The sequence below is a fragment of the Roseinatronobacter sp. S2 genome (assembly GCF_029581395.1).
GTDB lineage: Bacteria > Pseudomonadota > Alphaproteobacteria > Rhodobacterales > Rhodobacteraceae > Roseinatronobacter.
Genome location: NZ_CP121113.1, coordinates 598,057 through 615,349 on the forward strand (window position 1 = coordinate 598,057; position 17,293 = coordinate 615,349).

Annotated in this window: 17 protein-coding genes and 1 tRNA gene; 10 read left to right on the forward strand and 8 right to left on the reverse strand. The window is 60.7% G+C overall.

What is annotated here, in order from left to right:
- Positions 1–124: 124 nt before the first annotated feature.
- The 5 genes from P8S53_RS02810 to meaB all read right to left on the reverse strand — a co-directional run bounded on the left by P8S53_RS02810 (position 125) and on the right by meaB (position 3,965).
- Positions 125–1,537, reverse strand: coding sequence for a phosphomannomutase (locus P8S53_RS02810; RefSeq protein WP_277805648.1), 1,413 nt, complete (start codon positions 1,535–1,537; stop codon positions 125–127).
- A gap of 94 nt (positions 1,538–1,631) precedes the next feature.
- A complete protein-coding gene (locus P8S53_RS02815) occupies positions 1,632–2,021 on the reverse strand; it encodes a MarR family EPS-associated transcriptional regulator (protein WP_277805649.1) in 390 nt (129 codons plus the stop codon).
- A gap of 339 nt (positions 2,022–2,360) precedes the next feature.
- Positions 2,361–2,437, reverse strand: a tRNA-Arg gene (locus P8S53_RS02820).
- A 107-nt stretch (positions 2,438–2,544) separates the two neighbouring features.
- A complete protein-coding gene (rpmB, locus tag P8S53_RS02825; RefSeq protein WP_277805650.1) occupies positions 2,545–2,832 on the reverse strand; it encodes a 50S ribosomal protein L28 in 288 nt (95 codons plus the stop codon).
- A gap of 104 nt (positions 2,833–2,936) precedes the next feature.
- Positions 2,937–3,965, reverse strand: coding sequence for a methylmalonyl Co-A mutase-associated GTPase MeaB (meaB, locus tag P8S53_RS02830; protein ID WP_277805651.1), 1,029 nt, complete (start codon positions 3,963–3,965; stop codon positions 2,937–2,939).
- Positions 3,966–4,111: 146 nt separating this feature from the next.
- Between meaB and hrpB the strand changes: the two genes are divergently transcribed.
- Complete coding sequence (hrpB, locus tag P8S53_RS02835; protein WP_277805652.1) at positions 4,112–6,553, forward strand: ATP-dependent helicase HrpB; 2,442 nt, start codon at positions 4,112–4,114, stop codon at positions 6,551–6,553.
- Positions 6,554–6,800: 247 nt separating this feature from the next.
- Here hrpB and P8S53_RS02840 read toward each other — a convergent pair whose 3' ends face one another.
- Positions 6,801–7,649: an EAL domain-containing protein gene (locus P8S53_RS02840; protein ID WP_277805653.1), complete on the reverse strand. Its 849-nt coding sequence runs from the start codon at positions 7,647–7,649 to the stop codon at positions 6,801–6,803.
- Between the two features lie 185 nt (positions 7,650–7,834).
- On the opposite strand from P8S53_RS02840, the gene argH reads away from it, so the two are divergent.
- The 8 genes from argH to P8S53_RS02880 all read left to right on the forward strand — a co-directional run bounded on the left by argH (position 7,835) and on the right by P8S53_RS02880 (position 15,348).
- Complete coding sequence (gene argH / locus P8S53_RS02845; RefSeq protein WP_277805654.1) at positions 7,835–9,226, forward strand: argininosuccinate lyase; 1,392 nt, start codon at positions 7,835–7,837, stop codon at positions 9,224–9,226.
- Complete coding sequence (locus tag P8S53_RS02850) at positions 9,223–9,360, forward strand: hypothetical protein (RefSeq protein WP_277805655.1); 138 nt, start codon at positions 9,223–9,225, stop codon at positions 9,358–9,360. The genes argH and P8S53_RS02850 overlap by 4 nt, the downstream gene beginning before the upstream one ends.
- Entirely contained in the window at positions 9,357–9,671 is a 315-nt protein-coding gene (locus P8S53_RS02855) for a DUF2834 domain-containing protein (protein WP_277805656.1), read from the forward strand. Before P8S53_RS02850 ends, P8S53_RS02855 begins: the two co-directional genes overlap by 4 nt.
- Positions 9,672–9,756: 85 nt before the next feature.
- Positions 9,757–11,034 (forward strand): diaminopimelate decarboxylase, encoded by a 1,278-nt coding sequence (gene lysA, locus P8S53_RS02860; protein ID WP_277805657.1) that lies wholly within the window; start codon positions 9,757–9,759, stop codon positions 11,032–11,034.
- A gap of 25 nt (positions 11,035–11,059) precedes the next feature.
- A complete protein-coding gene (locus tag P8S53_RS02865; RefSeq protein ID WP_277805658.1) occupies positions 11,060–13,519 on the forward strand; it encodes a DUF4175 domain-containing protein in 2,460 nt (819 codons plus the stop codon).
- A gap of 259 nt (positions 13,520–13,778) precedes the next feature.
- The gene (rplS, locus tag P8S53_RS02870) at positions 13,779–14,159 is read left to right on the forward strand and encodes a 50S ribosomal protein L19 (protein ID WP_277805659.1); all 381 of its coding nucleotides are present in this window, start codon (positions 13,779–13,781) and stop codon (positions 14,157–14,159) included.
- Between the two features lie 11 nt (positions 14,160–14,170).
- Positions 14,171–14,392, forward strand: a complete 222-nt coding sequence (gene rpmE, locus P8S53_RS02875) for a 50S ribosomal protein L31 (RefSeq protein WP_277805660.1) — start codon at positions 14,171–14,173, stop codon at positions 14,390–14,392.
- A 146-nt stretch (positions 14,393–14,538) separates the two neighbouring features.
- A complete protein-coding gene (locus P8S53_RS02880; RefSeq protein ID WP_277805661.1) occupies positions 14,539–15,348 on the forward strand; it encodes a division plane positioning ATPase MipZ in 810 nt (269 codons plus the stop codon).
- On the opposite strand, the gene P8S53_RS02885 is transcribed toward P8S53_RS02880, so the two are convergent.
- Together P8S53_RS02885 and P8S53_RS02890 are read right to left on the reverse strand one after the other, a co-directional pair.
- The gene (locus tag P8S53_RS02885; RefSeq protein ID WP_277805662.1) at positions 15,338–15,514 is read right to left on the reverse strand and encodes a hypothetical protein; all 177 of its coding nucleotides are present in this window, start codon (positions 15,512–15,514) and stop codon (positions 15,338–15,340) included. The two genes, P8S53_RS02880 and P8S53_RS02885, sit on opposite strands and share 11 nt — an antisense overlap.
- Positions 15,515–15,707: 193 nt before the next feature.
- Complete coding sequence (locus tag P8S53_RS02890; RefSeq protein ID WP_277805663.1) at positions 15,708–16,295, reverse strand: hypothetical protein; 588 nt, start codon at positions 16,293–16,295, stop codon at positions 15,708–15,710.
- A gap of 201 nt (positions 16,296–16,496) precedes the next feature.
- On the opposite strand from P8S53_RS02890, the gene P8S53_RS02895 reads away from it, so the two are divergent.
- Positions 16,497–17,285, forward strand: a complete 789-nt coding sequence (locus P8S53_RS02895) for a flagellar motor protein MotB (protein ID WP_277805664.1) — start codon at positions 16,497–16,499, stop codon at positions 17,283–17,285.
- The last annotated feature ends 8 nt before the right edge of the window (positions 17,286–17,293 follow it).

Here is a 17,293-nt window from a genome sequence, read left to right on the forward strand (position 1 = left end):
ACTCGCTCTTCTCACCCGGTCTGCCATGTCGTCAAGATGATGGTCAGGAATTTTTTCTGCATTGCAGCAATGCGCCCTTAATGCAAAAAAATCGGGCAGATATCTGTGTTTCAGACAAGTCCGGTCAGGTATTCCCTCCTTCAGTCAGCACCGCGCGCAGTTTTTGCAGATGATGGCGAACCAGATATTCCGCCTCTTGCCGTGTTGCGGCCTCGGCATAGCAGCGGCATTCCGGCGCGTTGCCCGACGGGCGCAGATGCACGATCTGCCCGCCTGCAAAGGCAACGCGTAACCCGTCGGTCATGTCCAGATCAACCTCTGGGTGTCCTGTCTCGAAAAAGCTGGCGCGCGCCTTTGCATCAGCTTGCAAGCTGGCAATAAAGGCACCTGACGCCTCAGCGGGCACCTGTTGCACGCGGTCGGCAGCCGTAAAGCGCGCAGGCAAGCCCGCCAGCATGCTGGCAATGCCCTGCCCTGCCGCATGTGCCGCAGCCAGGGGCGCGATCACCGGCAGCAGGCAATCGCGGGTCATCAGCGGTGGCAGCGGCCCAGCCGGGCCATCAGCGGCAAACCCCAGCAGAAAGCCCCCATTGGCTTCATAGCCGACCACCTTTGCCGCCGGATCAGCGGCAAGCGCGGCATCCATTGCGGCGATGACATGAGGCGAGCCGATGCGCGTGCGCGTCACGACCTTGAAATCCGGTAACAGATCGACCATCGAATTCGAGGATACGGGCGTGCAGATAACACCCGCCCCCAGCGCGCGGGCGGTCAGAACGCCCAGCACATCACCGGGCACCACTTGGCCTTGCGCATCGCACAGAAGCGGGCGGTCCGCATCGCCATCGGTTGACACCAACGCATCCAACTGGTGCTGATCGCACCATTCGGCCAGTTGCGCGCGTGTCTCTGGCGCGACGGCTTCGGTATCGACCGGGATGAAATGATCGGCACGCGCCAGCGCTACGGGCGCGGCCCCAAGGCCGGCAAAGACATCCATCATCAAATCGCGTGCTACCGAACTGTGTTGATAGACACCAATGCGCAACCCCGCCAGCGCTTGTGGCCCGTAGGCTGACAGATAGCGCGCAACATAAGCGGGTGCGGTTTCCGGCGCGTCAATCACCTGCGGCAATGGGTCGGAGAATGGCCAATTCTGGCCAGCGGCCGCAAGAATGGCCTGTTCGTCCTGTTTGGAAATCTCGCCCGTGACCGTGTAGAATTTCAGGCCGTTGCGATCAGCCGGAATATGGCTACCCGTAACCATGACCGCCCCGCACCCTCGCGTGGTTGTGGCCAGCGCCAGTGCCGGGGTCGGCACAGCACCGGCACAGATGGGTTGCACCCCTGCCGCGCGCAATGCCTCCAGCACAGTTGCGGCAATCCCGGGCGAGGAAGCGCGCAGATCCCACCCCACCATGACCGCCCCGCCATGCGCGCAGGCCGCCAGATAGGCGCGCACCATATCGTTGACCAGATCATCGGTTAGTTCCGTGACAAGGCCCCGCAGGCCGCTGGTTCCAAAAGAAGGGGGCATGTTCAGAAATTCACCTTCAATTCGGTATCCACAATGAACTGAGGGGCCGCGATCAGCATGATGGCCGTGAATGAGGGCGGTGTCAGATGATATCTCAAGACGCTGAATCCCCAGACTTCAGATCGGCCCGGATCTTGTCCATTTCCTGTTCGGAAAACTCGGCGCCAACCTCCTCTATTTCTGCCTTTAGGGCTTCATATTCCGCGAGTTTGCGAAGCATGAAGCGCCGTGTCAGTCGCGCCCTTTCCGCAATGCCCGAGGGCGTCAGCAAATAGGCATATCGCCGCTTGTCCTTGGCCGCCGAGAAATTCGAAAGCTTTAGCATTCCCTTCTCGACCAGCGCATTAAGCACATAATGAACTCCGCCAGTGCTGACACCGACTTTCCTGGCCAGCTCTCGCTGGCTCAGTTCCGGATTATCCTGAAGGATACGCAAGATACGGAACTTTACATCCTCGCGCAGCTTGTTTCGTTGTGTGGTCATAGTCGGAGTGCTTTCTCGCAGGCTGCTGCCCAAGGACTACCTTGATAGTGTCAGGGTCAAATGTGAAGCGGCACACGCTGGATTGCTCAGTTTTGAGCGATACACGCTCAACCTTGAGCATGCAAGCGGGAAAGCAACAAAACTAAGCTGGGGGGCACTCGTATCGGATGACATGCTTCAATACTGAGCACCTCGCCGGGACATCGCGGATGCGCGACAAAACCCGCATCTTCATAACTGCTAACGCGTCGCTACCTCAAATGCAATGAAAATGCTGCACCTGCGAAGGTTGCCGCGCCATGCCCGGATGAGATCTAAGACTACAGAATAATGAATAATTGGCGATCCCGGGAGGACTCGAACCCCCAACATCCTGATTAGAAGTCAGGTGCTCTATCCAGTTGAGCTACGGGACCACGGGGTTGTTCTTGCTGTATCATGAGCAGGAATGCAACGGGCAGCTGGGCGTGTCATGCAAAAAGGCCCCCGGTCATGCCGGAGGCCCTTTCTAAAATACTGTAGCTCAGGCTGCGGTTTGCGCTTTTGCAACGTCGCGCTTGATTTTCTGAGCGTTCGAAGACAGTTCTTCGTCTTTGGCGCGTGCAAGATACGCATCCAGACCACCGCGATGGTCTACCGAACGCAGCGCTGCCGAAGAAACGCGCAGTTTGAAGCTGCGGCCCAACACTTCAGACTGAAGCGACACATCTTGCAGGTTCGGCAGAAAGCGACGACGGGTCTTGTTGTTGGCGTGGCTTACGTTGTTGCCCGACATCGGGCCTTTTCCGGTCAATTCGCAGCGGCGCGACATGGCTTATCCTCGACTTTTTCATAAGGGCGGGTGACATAAGACGCCAAACCACCACATACCAAAGGGCACTGCTGCGCAGCGCCGTGAATTTCGTTCCCGCGCTATTAGGGGGTATCGGTGGCGGCGTCAAGCGATTCCGATGGATTTGTCCCGCCCATTTCCGGCCAGATGCGGTCGAACAGATCTTCCGCAGCACGGCTTGCGGTGATCTGCCCTTCGGCCACCTGTCTGGAAAGCGCCTGCATCAGGCTGCGCGCATTCGGCCCATCCAGACGCGCCAGCAGTGTCTGGCGGACTTCTTCTTCGAACCAGTGGCGGGCTTGCGCGATACGGCGGGCCTGCCAATGCCCCTGCGCCTGCCGCCATTCAACCAGATTGCAGATTTCGGACCACGCCTGATCAAGCCCGGCCACGTTCAGCGCCGAAACGGTCATGGCCTTGGGAAAGCCGTCAGGGTCTTGCGGTCTGCGGCGCAACAGGCGCAAGGCCCCTGCATAATCCGCGCAGGTTCGCATGGCCGCCGGTTTCAGGTCGCCATCTGCCTTGTTCACCAGAATGATATCCGCCGCTTCCATGATGCCGCGCTTGACGCCTTGCAATTCGTCGCCGCCTGCGGGCGCCAGCAGCAACAAGAATACATCCGACAATTCCGCAACCACTGTTTCCGACTGGCCGACGCCCACGGTTTCAATCAGCACCACGTCATAGCCTGCTGCCTCGCACAGGGCCACGGCTTCGCGCGTGCGCCGCGCCACACCGCCCAGATGCGACCGGCTGGGGCTTGGGCGGATAAAGGCGTGGGGGCTGCGCGATAACTGCTCCATCCGTGTTTTGTCGCCCAGAATGGACCCGCCTGTGCGCTTGCTGGACGGATCAACCGCCAGCACGGCCACCCGCAAGCCCTGTTCGACCAGCATCAGGCCAAAACTTTCGATGAAAGTGGATTTGCCCACCCCGGGCGTGCCCGAAAGGCCGATACGGATGGATTCGCGGCCAGTGCGGGCCAGTGTTTCCAGCAAATCTGTGGCCTGCACCCGATGTTCGGCGCGGGTGCTTTCAACAAGCGTGATCGCGCGTGCGATGGCCCTGCGTTCGCCCCGCTGCACCGCATCTGCCAAGCTTGCGATATCCATTTGCGCCCCCGTTTCGTGTTGCTGTCCCAAATGGCCCGCCTGCGCCCTGTTTGTCCAGCCCCGCCCCCTGATTTGGCGCATATGTCAGGGGCGGGAATGCCGCATGGCGTTGCAAGACCGCGACAAATGGCGGCATAACGCTGTTCATGCGATTGCCCATCGAAGATATCCTGCCCGAATTGACATCGACCCTTGCGATAGCGGGGCGGCTTGTGCTGCAAGCCCCGCCGGGCGCAGGCAAGACAACGCGCGTTCCGCTTGCGCTGCTTGATCAGGTCAAGGGCAGGATTGTCATGCTGGAGCCGCGCCGTCTGGCCGCCCGTGCCGCGGCAGAGCAAATGGCGCATCTTCTGGGCGAACGTGTGGGCGCGCAAGTGGGCTACCGTATCCGCGGCGAATCCGTCACAGGCCCCACCACCAGAATAGAGGTGGTCACCGAAGGCATTCTGACCCGCATGCTGCAAAATGACCCCGAACTTGCAGGCGTGGGCGCCGTGATTTTCGATGAATTTCATGAACGTTCGGTCAATGCCGATCTGGGGCTGGCGCTGGTTTGGGAAATGCGAGAGGCGCTGCGCCCTGATTTGTTGCTTATCGTTATGTCCGCCACACTCGATGCCGCCCCTGTGGCGGCCATGCTGGACGATGCGCCGGTTCTGACGGCGCAAGGGCGCACCTACCCAGTGGAGACCCGATGGCTGGACCGTCCCTTGGGCCGCGCTGTGCGATTTGAACGCGCCGCCGCTGATCTGATCCTTGATGCCTTGCGCACGCAAACCGGATCGGTGCTGGCATTCCTGCCGGGCGAAGGGGAAATCAGGCGCGTCGCGGCGGCCCTTGCCCCCGACCTGCCAGCGGACACGGATTTGCACCCGCTTTATGGCGCATTGCCGTTTTCGCAGCAACGCGCAGCACTGCAACCCGCGAAAGCCGGGCGCAAACTGGTGCTGGCCACCGCAATCGCCGAAACATCGCTGACCATCGAAGGGGTGCGCGTGGTGGTCGATTGCGGGCTGGCGCGGCGCGCGCGGTTTGATCCGGGCAGTGGCATGTCGCGGCTGATCACCGAACGCGTCACCCGCGCCGAGGCCGAGCAGCGCCGTGGCCGCGCGGGGCGAATGGAGCCGGGCGTGTGTTTTCGCATGTGGGCGCGGGCCGAGGAAGGGGCGTTGCAGGCCTTCGCGCCGCCCGAAATTGAACGCGCGGATCTGGCGGCACTGGCGCTTGATCTGGCGCTTTGGGGCAGTGATGCGGGGTTGCGGTTTCTGACGCCACCGCCGCCCGCCGCACTGGCCGAAGCCCGCGCAGTGTTGGCCGATCTTGGCGCGCTGGACGAGGCGGGCCGGATCACTGCACATGGGCGCGACATGGCGCGATTGCCCCTGCATCCGCGACTGGCGCATATGCTGCTATGCGCGGGGCGCGACGCCGCGTCGCTGGCGGCGCTGTTGTCCGAACGCGACATCCTGCAATCGGCCCCCGCAGATCTGGCCCTGCGGCTGGAGGCTTACCTGGACCCGCGCAAGTTCGCCAGCGCGCGCCCCTATGCCATCCATCACGCGGCCCTTGCGCGCGTCAGGGACGAAGCCCGCCGGCTGGCACGGCTGGTCCCCACGGCCAACGCAGTGCACAGCAGCGCGGAAATGGTCGCGCTGGCCTATCCCGACCGCATCGGATTGCGGCGCAAGGGGGACGCGCCGCGCTATGTGCTTGCGGGGGGCAAGGGGGCCGTGCTGGACGCGGGCGACGGACTGGCACAAACGCGGCTGCTTGTCGTAACCGACACCGATGGCAACCCAAGAGAGGCGCGCATCAGGCAGGCAATCACCCTGTCAGAGGGCAGCCTGCGCCAGCTTTTTGCCGACCGCATTGTCTGGCGGCAGGTCTGCGACTGGTCCCGCCGCGAGCAACGGATCAGCGCGCGCGAGCAGGAGCATTTTGGTGCGCTGGTGCTTGCCGACCGCCGTTGGCAAAACGCCCCCCCTGATGCCATGGTTGGCGCGGCCTGCATGGGGGTGCGCGATATCGGCCTGCCCCTGTCCGACGGAGAGAGGCGGTTCATCGCCCGCGTGGATTTGCTGCGCGCCCAAGGGATAAACCTGCCCGATATGTCCGAAGACGCCTTGCTGGCAGGGTTGGAAGACTGGCTTGGACCGTCCCTGATGCATTGCCGCACTGCCGATGATTTGCGCGCGGTCGATGTGCTGCCTGCCTTGCGGGCGATGCTGGACTGGGGGCAGATGCAGCAACTGGACACATTGGCGCCCGCGCATTTCCTCACGCCGCTGGGCAATAAGGTCGCCATTGATTATAGTGGCGACGCGCCGGAAATTGCAGTGCGCTTGCAGGAAATGTTCGGGGTTGCGGACCATCCCGCAATCGGGCCCAAACGCGCGCCATTGCGGGTGGTGTTGCTGTCACCGGCGCGCAGGCCCGTGCAGGTGACCATGGATTTGCCGGGCTTTTGGGCCAACAGCTACGCAGATGTGCGCAAGGATATGCGCGGGCAATACCCCAGACACCCCTGGCCAGAAGACCCGCTTGCCGCCAGCCCGACCTTGCGCGCCCGCCCGCGCCGCCAAAGCTGATGTGCCACAGGCAGGGTGCGTCTGCGCCCGTCTGTGCGGGGCGCCATGGCATTTCGGCTTTTCTTTGAACCGCCAGAAACGCTTTAGCCTTCTGTTTTGGCGAAACTCCGAACCGGATAACCGTATTTGCTTTCTTTGAACTTGCTTTGGGGTGCAGCCAGCGTGCCGACCAGATCACAACTGCATTGCCGGACATTGCATTTGCAGATCCGCCCCCTGACAGGTGTGAAGTTGGCCATGGGGGCGTTCACCCGGTCATCTTCTCACCCTGAAGATGCGACACTTTCCATGGGGCGTGTGTGTCGGGCGCGCCGAACAGATACCCTTGCAGGCAGTCGACACCCATATCGATCAGAATGCGTGCATCCTCGGGCGTTTCGACGGATTCCGCGACGGTGAACATGTCAAAATGGCGTGCAATCGACACCAGCGCTTGCGTCAGTATCTGGTTGTCCGGGCTTTCGCTGATGCCGCGAATGAATTCGCCGTCAATCTTGATGATGTCGAAATAGAAGTCCTTCAGATAGCGGAATGCCGTGTAGCCCGCCCCGAAATCATCCAGCGCGAAACAAATGCCGCGTTCCTGCATGTCCTGCATGAAAACAGTGACAAGGTCGGGCATGACGATGGCCGATGATTCCGTGATTTCAAGGATCAGCCGTTCGCCGATCGTGGGGTCCTGACGCAGCCCGCGTTCCAGCGTGGCCAGCCAGTCCGGGTATCCGATGGACCGCGCAGACATGTTGATGGACAGCCGGATGCCCGGTTCCGCTGCCAGTGTGTTCAGCCCCATTTCCAGTGCCAGACAGTCAATCTTGCGGCCCAGTTCCATGGTTTCGACAGCGCCCATGAAATCACCCGCAGGAATGATTCTGCCGGTCGGGTCCATGATGCGGATAAGCCCTTCATAAAATGCCGCGCGGCGTGGCATCCGGGCCTGCACCACGGGTTGGAATGCCAGCATGGCACGCCGGTCCCGCAATGCATGTTCAACCAGACGGATGGCGTCCTGCCGTGTCTGTTCTGCCGCCGCCGCGAAGGGGGACGCATGCGCCGCGTCTTCATTATAGGGCCGGCCGGAAAGTTGATTTGGCATTGCAATACTCCAAGGCTTTTCCCGACCGTGCCGCATCGCGCTTAATTGGCGGTTAAATTCAGGCGTTTTGATAAAATGCTTTCGTTATTTTCATATTTCGACAGCATTTGTGGCGCGGATTGCCTTCGAAGGTTGGCACGCGTATAGAATTTTTCAAAATCTGATGGCGTCAAGGGGCAGCATTCATGAGCGAATCTTCGGCAAACTCGATGTGGGGCGGGCGTTTTGCAGCAGGGCCACATGCGATAATGGAGGCGATCAACGCCTCTATCGGTTTTGATCAGCGCATGGCGCAGCAAGACATAACCGGATCACGCGCGCATGCGGCCATGCTGGCGGCAACGGGTATTATTGCGCAGCGCGATGCGCAGGCCATCGATCAGGGGCTGACACAGGTGCTGGCTGAGATTGAGGGCGGCACTTTCGCATTTTCGGCCGCACTTGAAGATATTCACATGAATGTCGAGGCCCGCCTGTCCGACATCATCGGCACGCCAGCGGGGCGTTTGCACACGGCCCGGTCGCGCAATGATCAGGTCGCGCTGGATTTCCGCATGTGGGTGCGCGACCAGTGCGACGCGGCGATTGCCGGACTGGATGCGCTGATGCGCGCGTTTCTGGCGCAGGCCGAAGCGGGCGCAGATTGGGTTATGCCCGGTTTCACCCATCTGCAAACCGCACAACCCGTCACATGGGGTCACCATATGATGGCCTATGTGGAAATGCTGGCCCGCGACAAGGGCCGCTTTCAGGATGCGCGCGCGCGTATGAATGAATGCCCCCTTGGGGCGGCGGCGCTGGCGGGCACGTCGTTCCCCATCGACCGGCAGATGACCGCGCAAACCCTGGGCTTCGACCGGCCCACGGCAAATTCCCTTGATACTGTGTCGGACCGCGATTTCGCGCTGGAATTCCTGTCTGCGGCCAGCATCTGCGCGATGCATCTGTCCCGCTTCGCCGAAGAACTGGTGATCTGGTCCTCTGCGCAATTCCGCTTTGTGCGCATGTCCGACCAGTTTTCCACCGGCTCCAGCATCATGCCGCAAAAGCGTAATCCCGATGCCGCCGAATTGCTGCGCGCCAAACTGGGGCGCATCCTTGGCGCGACGGTGGCACTGTTCACGGTCATGAAGGGGCTGCCGCTGGCCTATTCCAAGGACATGCAGGAAGACAAGGAACAGGTCTTTGATGCCGCCGACACGCTGATGCTGGGCCTTGCCGCAATGGAAGGCATGGTGCGCGACCTGACGGCCAACCGCGCCATACTGGAAGCAGCGGCAGCGTCCGGTTTCTCGACCGCGACCGATCTGGCCGACTGGCTGGTGCGCGAATTGAACCTGCCCTTCCGCGAGGCGCACCATGTTACAGGCTCCCTTGTCAAACTGGCCGAGGATAAGGGCTGCGACCTGCCCGACCTGACGCTGGAGGACATGCAGAATGTGCATGGTCAAATCACGCAAGCGGTCTATTCTGTTTTGGGTGTGCAGAATTCGGTCAACAGCCGCACCAGCTATGGCGGCACGGCCCCTGCAAATGTCCGCGACCAGATCGCGCGCTGGAAAGGAGTGTTGGAATGAAATATGCCCTGCTGGCCTGTGTGTGTGTGCTATGCGCATGCGGCGCAGAAGCCCCGCCAAGCTATTCTGAACCGGCGCAAAGCGGCGTCACCATGTCCGGCGAGGCCCGGATTGGCGTCAGCACAGAGCTATGACACCTTTGCGCATGCTCTATCTGGCCTTGGCCATCTGGGGCACGATCCATCCGATGTATTGGTTCATCACGTGGTTTGTGCAGAATGAATGGTCGCTTATGGCCATGGTGGATGCATGGCATGTCAATGCCGCCACCAGCGGGCTGGTCTGGGATCTGACGATTGCGGCGGTGGCGCTGACGCTGTTTGTGCTTGTGGAAAGCTGGCAGCGCCGGCGGCTCATCGGGCTTCTGGCGATCCCTGCAACATTTTGCATCGGGGTGTCTTGTGGTGTGCCGCTCTATCTGTTCCTGCGCTCGCGACCGGATTGACCATTATTTCATCTTGCCTCAAATACTCTCGCCGAAGGCACACGCCCCAACGGCTCTGCCCGCCGCCTGACCGAAAGCGCCCCTGATGGACCATTTTCTATATCGCAACGGTGTCCTGCACGCCGAAGATGTGCCCCTGACCCGCATCGCAGCCGATGTGGGCACGCCGTTTTATTGTTATTCCACGGCAACACTGACCCGCCATTTCCGCCTGTTTCAGGATGCACTCTCGGGGATGGAGCATCTGGTGTGCTTTGCCATCAAATCCCTGTCCAATCAGGCCATTTTGCAGACATTGGCGGAACTGGGCGCAGGTATGGATGTGGTGTCGGGGGGCGAATACCGCCGCGCATTGGCCGCAGGCGTGCCGGGGGCGCGGATCGTGTTTTCCGGCGTGGGCAAGACGCGCGCGGAAATGGAATATGCGCTGGCCCATGGTATCCGGCAGTTCAACGTCGAATCGGCGGAAGAACTGCGCGTCCTGTCCGCGGTTGCGTCGGCGATGGGGGCGGTTGCCCCGATCACCCTGCGCGTGAACCCCGATGTGGACGCCAAAACGCATGAAAAAATCGCCACAGGCCGCAAGGAAGACAAATTCGGCGTCCCCATCGCGCAGGCCCGCGCCATTTATGCCGAGGCCGCAACCCTGCCGGGTATCGAAATTGTCGGCGTCGATGTGCATATCGGCAGCCAGTTGACCGACCTTGCGCCTTTTGAAGCGGCATTTACAAAAATTGCCGATCTGACACGCGAATTGCGCGCCGATGGCCACACCATCCGCAGGCTGGATCTGGGCGGGGGGCTTGGCATTCCCTATACGCGGTCCAATGAAACCCCGCCCTTGCCGCTGGAATATGGCGCGATGATCAAGCGCGTGCTGGGCGATCTGGATGTCGAAATTGAAATTGAACCGGGCCGCCTGATTGCGGGCAATGCCGGTATTCTTGTGGCGTCGGTCATTTACCTGAAACAGGGCGAGGGGCGCGATTTCCTGATCCTTGATGCCGCCATGAATGACCTGATCCGCCCCGCCATGTATGGCGCGCATCATGACATCGTTCCGGTGCGAGAATCGCTTGCCGGGGTCGAGCAGCACCCCGTCGATATTGTCGGCCCCGTGTGCGAATCGGGCGATACTTTCGCCAAGACGCGCAACATGCCGCCGCTGGCCCCCGATGATCTGGTCGCGTTCCGGTCGGCGGGCGCTTACGGCGCTGTCATGTCGTCAGAATACAACACCCGCCCCCTGATCCCCGAAGTTCTGGTGAAAGATGATCAATATGCTGTCATCCGCCCCCGCCCAAGCTTTGACGAAATCATCAACCGCGATACATTACCTGAATGGATGACACAAAAGCCATGAACCCCATGGCCCACAGAGAGGGTTGATGTTCCACCGGAAGAAATCAGACGCACCACCTGCCCTGAACCGCGCGCTGCGCGGGACACTGGCAGGGATGTGGGTGGAACGGTTGGTGCGCGCATTCTGGCCCTTCAGCAGCCTTTTGCTGCTTGCCGCCGCAGCCCTTGGGTTCGGGGCGCAGGACCATCTGCCGCTGCTTTGGGCAAATATTGCCGCGATCATGCTTCTGGTGGCGTTGCTTGGGGCATTGCTGGTCGGGGCGTGGCGCTTGCGCGTGCCGTTTCCCGCTGATGCCGCGCGCCGTCTGGATCAGGCGCTGCCGGGCCGTCCGCTGTCCGCGCTGTCCGATCAACAGGCCATTGGCGCGCAAGATGCGGCGTCGACGCGGGTTTGGGCCGTGCATATGGCGCGGATGCAGGCGCGTCTGGCGCATGTTGATGCGGTGCGCGCCGATCTGCGGCTGTCGCGGTTTGACCGTTTCGGCCTGCGTTACATCGCGTTGACGGCATTTGCCGTATCGTTGTTGTTTGGTGCCCCCACCCGCGTTGGCGAGATATCGGAGCTTGCGCAGATACCGGGCCGCGCCGAGGCGGTGGCCCTTGGCCCGTCATGGGAAGCGTGGGTGCAGCCGCCCGCCTATACCGGACGGCCCAGCCTGTATTTGAACGAAGTGGACCGCGCCCGTCTGGAACTGCCGCAAGGCAGCCGCGTGACCGTGCGGTTCTATGGCCAGCAGGGCATCATGTCCGTGCATGAAAGCCTGTCGGACAGGCAAGACCCCGACACCACCGACATGGCACAGGATTTCGAAATCGACAGTTCCGGCAGGCTTAGCATTCGCGGCCCCGGCGGGCGCGATTGGGAAGTGGCCGCGCTGGCCGACCAACCGCCGACAGTCGCACTGGATGGCGCAGCGCAGCGCGAACGTGGCGGGCTGATGCGGCAGGATTTTACCGCCGCTGATGATTATGGCGTGGTCGAGGGGCGTGTGCATATTGATCTGGATCTGGCGAATGTGTCGCGTGATTTCGGCCTTGCTGTGCCGCCAGAACCGCGTGCGGCACTGTCCGTGGCGCTGCCTTTGCCCGTTTCAGGGTCGCGGACCGAATTTTCCGATGCCTTTATCGAGGATTTTTCCCAGCACCCATGGGCTAATATGCCCGTGACCGTGGCCCTTCAGGTTGAAGATGCGCGCGGCCAGCAGGGCCACAGCCAGACGATGGAAATGACACTTCCGGGCAGGCGTTTTTTCGACCCTATGGCGGCGGCAATCATCGAATTGCGGCGCGATTTGCTGTGGTCGGGCGAAAATGCCACGCGTGCGGGCCAGTTGATGCGCGCCATTGGCCACCACCCGCAAGATGCCTTTCGCGGGGTCGAGGCACGGATCAGGTTTACCGAAACCCGCGATCTGTTGCTGGCCAGTCTGGATGACGGGGGCCTTGATGGCGCCACCCGTGATGATCTGGCGCAGCGCATGTGGGATCTGGCCGTGTTGCTGGAAGAAGGCGAACTGGCCGATGCCCGCGAAAGGTTGCAGCGCGCGCAGGAACGGCTGGACGAGGCCGTGCGCAGCGGCGCGGACCCGTCCGAAGTGGCCGAGTTGATGGATGAATTGCGCGAAGCCATGCGCGATTATATGCGCCAGTTGGCCGAGCAGCCCCGCGAACGCGGCGAAGCGCCCCCCGATGGCGAAAGCATGGAAATTACCCAAGACCAGATTCAACAGCTTCTGGACCGCATACAGGAGTTGATGGAAGAAGGCCGCATGGACGAAGCCGCCCAGTTGCTGGCCCAGTTGCAGGCGTTGCTGGAAAACCTGCAAATGGCCGAAGGGCAGGGCGGCGAGGGTATGCCCGGAAATGAAGCCATGGAAGGGCTGGGCGATGCGCTGCGCGACCAGCAGGACCTGGCGGATGACACGTTCAATGACCTGCAAGACCAGTTCCGCAATGGCGATGATGATCTTGCGCCTGATGGCGCGCCGTCCACTGACGAACTGGCGCAGCGTCAGCGCGGTTTGGCTGATCAGCTGCGCGACCAGCAGTTGGCCCCGCTGCCGGGAGAAGGCACCGCCGAGGGCGACGCCGCGCTGGAAGCGCTGGAACGCGCGCAGCGTGCCATGGAAGATGCCGCCGAGGCACTGGAACAAGGCGAAAGCGGAGAAGCCCTGAACCGGCAGGCAGATGCCATGGAGGCCATGCGCGACGGCCTGCGCGCCATGAACGAGGCCGCCACCCAGAACCAGCGTGACCAGCAACAAGGCGAACAGGGCACTGAGCAAGGCGGCGATGGCGGGCGTGACCCGTTGGGCCGTGACCGCAACCAAGGCGGCGATGTGGGCACCGATCAGGACATGCTGCAAGGTGGGGACACCTATCGCCGTGCGCAGGACCTGCTGGAAGAATTGCGCCGCCGCTCGGCCGAGCGGGACCGGCCAGAAGCGGAACTGGATTACCTGCGCCGCCTGCTGGACCGTTTCTGACCGCCGCACCCCCCTTGGCCACTTGACGCAAACACGCCCGCACCCTATACGCCACAAGGTCTGCGGTCGGATTCGGCCAGCGGACATTTTTCTGTATGGGCGCATCTGCCAACTTCGGGCAGGTTTGGTTCAGCAGAAAGCGGCGAATGAAAAGCACGACTGACCTCTGGCGGGCACATTTGTGGACCCGGACGAAGACCAGAGCTATCAGCCAGCGTTACATCAGCGGGACAACCGCGCGATTTTGAAAGGGCGAGCGATGAACCTTATCGCACAGATCGAAGCCGAGCAGATTGCAGAGCTTGGCAAGGAAATTCCGGATTTCAAAGCGGGTGACACCATCCGCGTTGGCTACAAAGTGACCGAAGGCACACGCTCGCGCGTGCAGAACTTCGAAGGTGTGTGCATTGCCCGTAAGGGCGGCGCAGGTATCGCTGCGTCCTTCACTGTGCGCAAGATTTCGTTTGGCGAGGGTGTGGAACGTGTATTCCCCCTCTATTCCACGAATATCGACAGCATTGCCGTTGTGCGCCGTGGCCGTGTGCGCCGCGCCAAGCTGTATTATCTGCGTGACCGTCGCGGCAAATCGGCCCGCATCGCAGAAAAGTCCAACTACCGTCCAATGGACGCAAAAGCTTAAGGAGCGGGCGAATGAAAGCCGATACCCACCCCGAATATCACATGATCAATGTGAAAATGACCGATGGCACCATCGTTCAGATGAAATCGACATGGGGCGCCGAAGGCGACACCCTGTCGCTGGATATCGACCCCTCCGTGCACCCCGCATGGACAGGTGGTTCGTCGCGTCTGATGGATGCCGGCGGCCGTGTGTCGAAGTTCAAGAACAAATATGCAGGTCTGGGTTTCTGATCCCCGCTGCAAGAATGTTTCGGGAAAAGGCGCGGTTTCGCGCCTTTTTTCTTTTTTATCATATGGTTGATCTGCCGCGTCGCCTGCTTGCACATATCTGTTACCGGGCATAGAAGGTTCCAGAGGCAACGCATCAGGGCAATCGCATGGCGCATATCATCGTGGTCGGAAACGAAAAGGGCGGTTCGGGCAAATCGACCGTTTCCATGCATGTTTCTGTGGCCTTGGCGCGCATGGGCAAGCAGGTCGGCGCAATGGATCTGGACCTGCGCCAGCTTAGTTTCGGGCGCTATATTGAAAACCGCCGCAATTTCATGGGTAAAAGCGGGATTGACCTGCCCATCCAGAATTTTCAGCCTTTGCCTGAAATCGATCCTGCCAGCCTGCCGGACGGGGCAAACCTGTCCGATGCGCGGATGTCCGCAGCGCTGGAGTTGCTGGAGCAGACCTGCGATTACATCGTCATCGACTGCCCCGGCGCACATACGCGGCCCAGCCAGTTTGCGCATTCCGTGGCCGACACGCTGATTACGCCCATCAATGACAGCTTCATTGATTTCGACCTGCTGGCCAGAACCGACCCCGACACGGGCAAGGTTCTGTCGCCGTCAATCTATTCGGAAATGGTGTGGAAAGCGCGCCAGACCCGCGCACAGGCCGGTTTGCGCCCGCTGGACTGGATTGTGTTGCGCAACCGTCTGGGCACTGTTGCCATGCACAACAAGCGCAAGGTCGGGGATGCATTGCAAGAACTTAGCAAGCGCATCGGGTTCCGTGTGGCAGCAGGCTTCAGCGAGCGTGTTGTGTTCCGTGAATTGTTCCCGCGCGGCCTAACCCTGCTGGATCTGCCCGACATTGGCAATGAAACCATGACAATGTCGCATGTTGCGGCGCGTCAGGAAGTGCGGGATCTTCTGGTCACCCTTGATTTGCCGGATCTGCGCGTCAATGTCTGAAACAGCCACGACATGGCAGGCGCGCACCAAGGTCATTTGATACCCGGTCAAGGCGCGCATCGACCTTGTCGAAGCCTTGCTCTGGTTCGGGCGCTTTGGTGCCACGCATCGCGGCAAGCATCGCGCCAATACGCGAATTGTCAGTTCCATTCTGGAAAATCGCCATTGCATCACCCTTGAAATCCCTAACTGTGGGTAATCATGGTTAAGTGCTGTGGCAGGAATGTGGCAACCAAAGGGAGTCTCTACGGCACCGTTTCCACAACCGACCGTTGCGCGTCGCGCGGTTTGCGTGCAACGCTGCATGACCAAGGGCAGCGCAACCCGCCCTTGGTGCCATTTCGCAGCAGGTCGTCTGATCAGCGTCTGCGACAGGACCGCAGTTGTTGGTCATACATCTGCGCGCGTGACGCGACGCGGTCCGCGACCCCCAGCAACCATGGTTTGGAATTATAGGACCCGCGTGCAAAACCTGTGTGCCCTTCGTGATAGGCAAGATACAGGTTGCGCGCGTCGTTCAGGGCAATCCCGTTACGTTCCCGCGATTTGTTGGAATACCACCCCACGAAATCGGTCGCATCGCGTATATTCGTGCGGGTTGCTCGGCGGTTGCCGGTTTCGCGCTGGTATTCCTCCCATGTGCCATCAAGCGCCTGCGAATACCCCAATGCCGACGATTGCCGACCCATCGGGATAACCCCCAACGTATAGCGCACGGGTGTGCGGGCATCGCCGATAAAGCGGCTCTCGGCGTGGATGATGGCCATCTGCACCGGCACCGCAACGCCCCACCGGCGTTCCGATGCGCGCATCGCGGCGAAATATTGCGGGCGCTCTGTTGCCAGTTCGCAGGCGTTGTCCAGATTGCGCGGTGCAGAAAAGTCCTGCCTGCCACCACAAGCGGCCAAAATGGCCACGACGAAAAGAAGTGCGTATGTTCTGCTCATGACTGCCTCGGATTTTTTCTTTTAGCATATCGGATTTTGCGCCAAATGAAAGCCTGCCATGGCATGAAGCACACCCTGATTCGGGCCAATTTCCCATATCTGGCGGGTTCGTGAACGCATTATCGCGCTAACCTGATGCCCTTAACGATATTTTCAAGAACTGCGCATATTCTGTATCACGGGTGAATATAGGTGGGTGTGATGCAAAAAACTGACAATGTCAGACCGATAATTATCAAGCGCAAGAAGGTAATAAGCGGCGGCGGGCACCATGGCGGTGCGTGGAAAGTGGCCTATGCGGACTTCGTGACCGCGATGATGGCGTTCTTCCTGATGCTCTGGCTGCTTGGGTCTGCCGATGATGAACAACGCAAGGGCATTGCCGATTATTTTGCGCCCACCCTCAGCTTTCAAAGCCGGTCTTCGGGGGGCGATGGTGTTCTGGGCGGCGATGCAATGTCCGAACAAACCTCGCTGACCGATGACGTTGCCACGCGCAGCCAGATAGAAGGCGAACAAGCCTTGCTTGAAGAACTGGCAGAAACATTTCAGGCCATGTCGGGCCAAAGCGCGCTTCATGAACAAGCGCTCCAGCATGTGAATATCAAGCTGACCGATGAAGGGCTGGTTGTCGAAATCTTTGACCTGCCGGATTCGCAGCTGTTCGATCCGCGCAGCGCGCAGGCCAACCCTGTGTTGATCGTTGTGCTGGATCTGCTGACAGAGGTGTTTGGCATGGTCATAAATCCGGTCGCCATCCACGCACATTCTGCGGGGTTTCCGTCGGTTGTCCTGCAAAACCCGGTCTGGACGCTGACTGTTGATCGCGCGCAGGCGGTGCGGGAACTGCTGACCGCCAGCGGGTTTCCAGAGCCGCGCATGAAGCGTGTCACTGGATATGCAGATCGCAACCTTGCCGTCCCGATGAACGCCATGGACACGCGCAATAACCGCCTTGAGGTTATTTTGCTGCGCACGATGCGGCGCTAACCGCTGGA

Excerpts from the sequence above, each read along its gene's own strand:
- P8S53_RS02810 (WP_277805648.1), bottom strand. The coding sequence starts at position 1,537 with ATGCCCCCTTCTTTTGGAACCAGCGGCCTGCGGGGCCTTGTCACGGAA.
- P8S53_RS02815 (WP_277805649.1), bottom strand. The coding sequence starts at position 2,021 with ATGACCACACAACGAAACAAGCTGCGCGAGGATGTAAAGTTCCGTATC.
- rpmB (WP_277805650.1), bottom strand. The coding sequence starts at position 2,832 with ATGTCGCGCCGCTGCGAATTGACCGGAAAAGGCCCGATGTCGGGCAAC.
- meaB (WP_277805651.1), bottom strand. The coding sequence starts at position 3,965 with ATGGATATCGCAAGCTTGGCAGATGCGGTGCAGCGGGGCGAACGCAGG.
- hrpB (WP_277805652.1), top strand. The coding sequence starts at position 4,112 with ATGCGATTGCCCATCGAAGATATCCTGCCCGAATTGACATCGACCCTT.
- P8S53_RS02840 (WP_277805653.1), bottom strand. The coding sequence starts at position 7,649 with ATGCCAAATCAACTTTCCGGCCGGCCCTATAATGAAGACGCGGCGCAT.
- argH (WP_277805654.1), top strand. The coding sequence starts at position 7,835 with ATGAGCGAATCTTCGGCAAACTCGATGTGGGGCGGGCGTTTTGCAGCA.
- P8S53_RS02850 (WP_277805655.1), top strand. The coding sequence starts at position 9,223 with ATGAAATATGCCCTGCTGGCCTGTGTGTGTGTGCTATGCGCATGCGGC.
- P8S53_RS02855 (WP_277805656.1), top strand. The coding sequence starts at position 9,357 with ATGACACCTTTGCGCATGCTCTATCTGGCCTTGGCCATCTGGGGCACG.
- lysA (WP_277805657.1), top strand. The coding sequence starts at position 9,757 with ATGGACCATTTTCTATATCGCAACGGTGTCCTGCACGCCGAAGATGTG.
- P8S53_RS02865 (WP_277805658.1), top strand. The coding sequence starts at position 11,060 with ATGTTCCACCGGAAGAAATCAGACGCACCACCTGCCCTGAACCGCGCG.
- rplS (WP_277805659.1), top strand. The coding sequence starts at position 13,779 with ATGAACCTTATCGCACAGATCGAAGCCGAGCAGATTGCAGAGCTTGGC.
- rpmE (WP_277805660.1), top strand. The coding sequence starts at position 14,171 with ATGAAAGCCGATACCCACCCCGAATATCACATGATCAATGTGAAAATG.
- P8S53_RS02880 (WP_277805661.1), top strand. The coding sequence starts at position 14,539 with ATGGCGCATATCATCGTGGTCGGAAACGAAAAGGGCGGTTCGGGCAAA.
- P8S53_RS02885 (WP_277805662.1), bottom strand. The coding sequence starts at position 15,514 with ATGGCGATTTTCCAGAATGGAACTGACAATTCGCGTATTGGCGCGATG.
- P8S53_RS02890 (WP_277805663.1), bottom strand. The coding sequence starts at position 16,295 with ATGAGCAGAACATACGCACTTCTTTTCGTCGTGGCCATTTTGGCCGCT.
- P8S53_RS02895 (WP_277805664.1), top strand. The coding sequence starts at position 16,497 with ATGCAAAAAACTGACAATGTCAGACCGATAATTATCAAGCGCAAGAAG.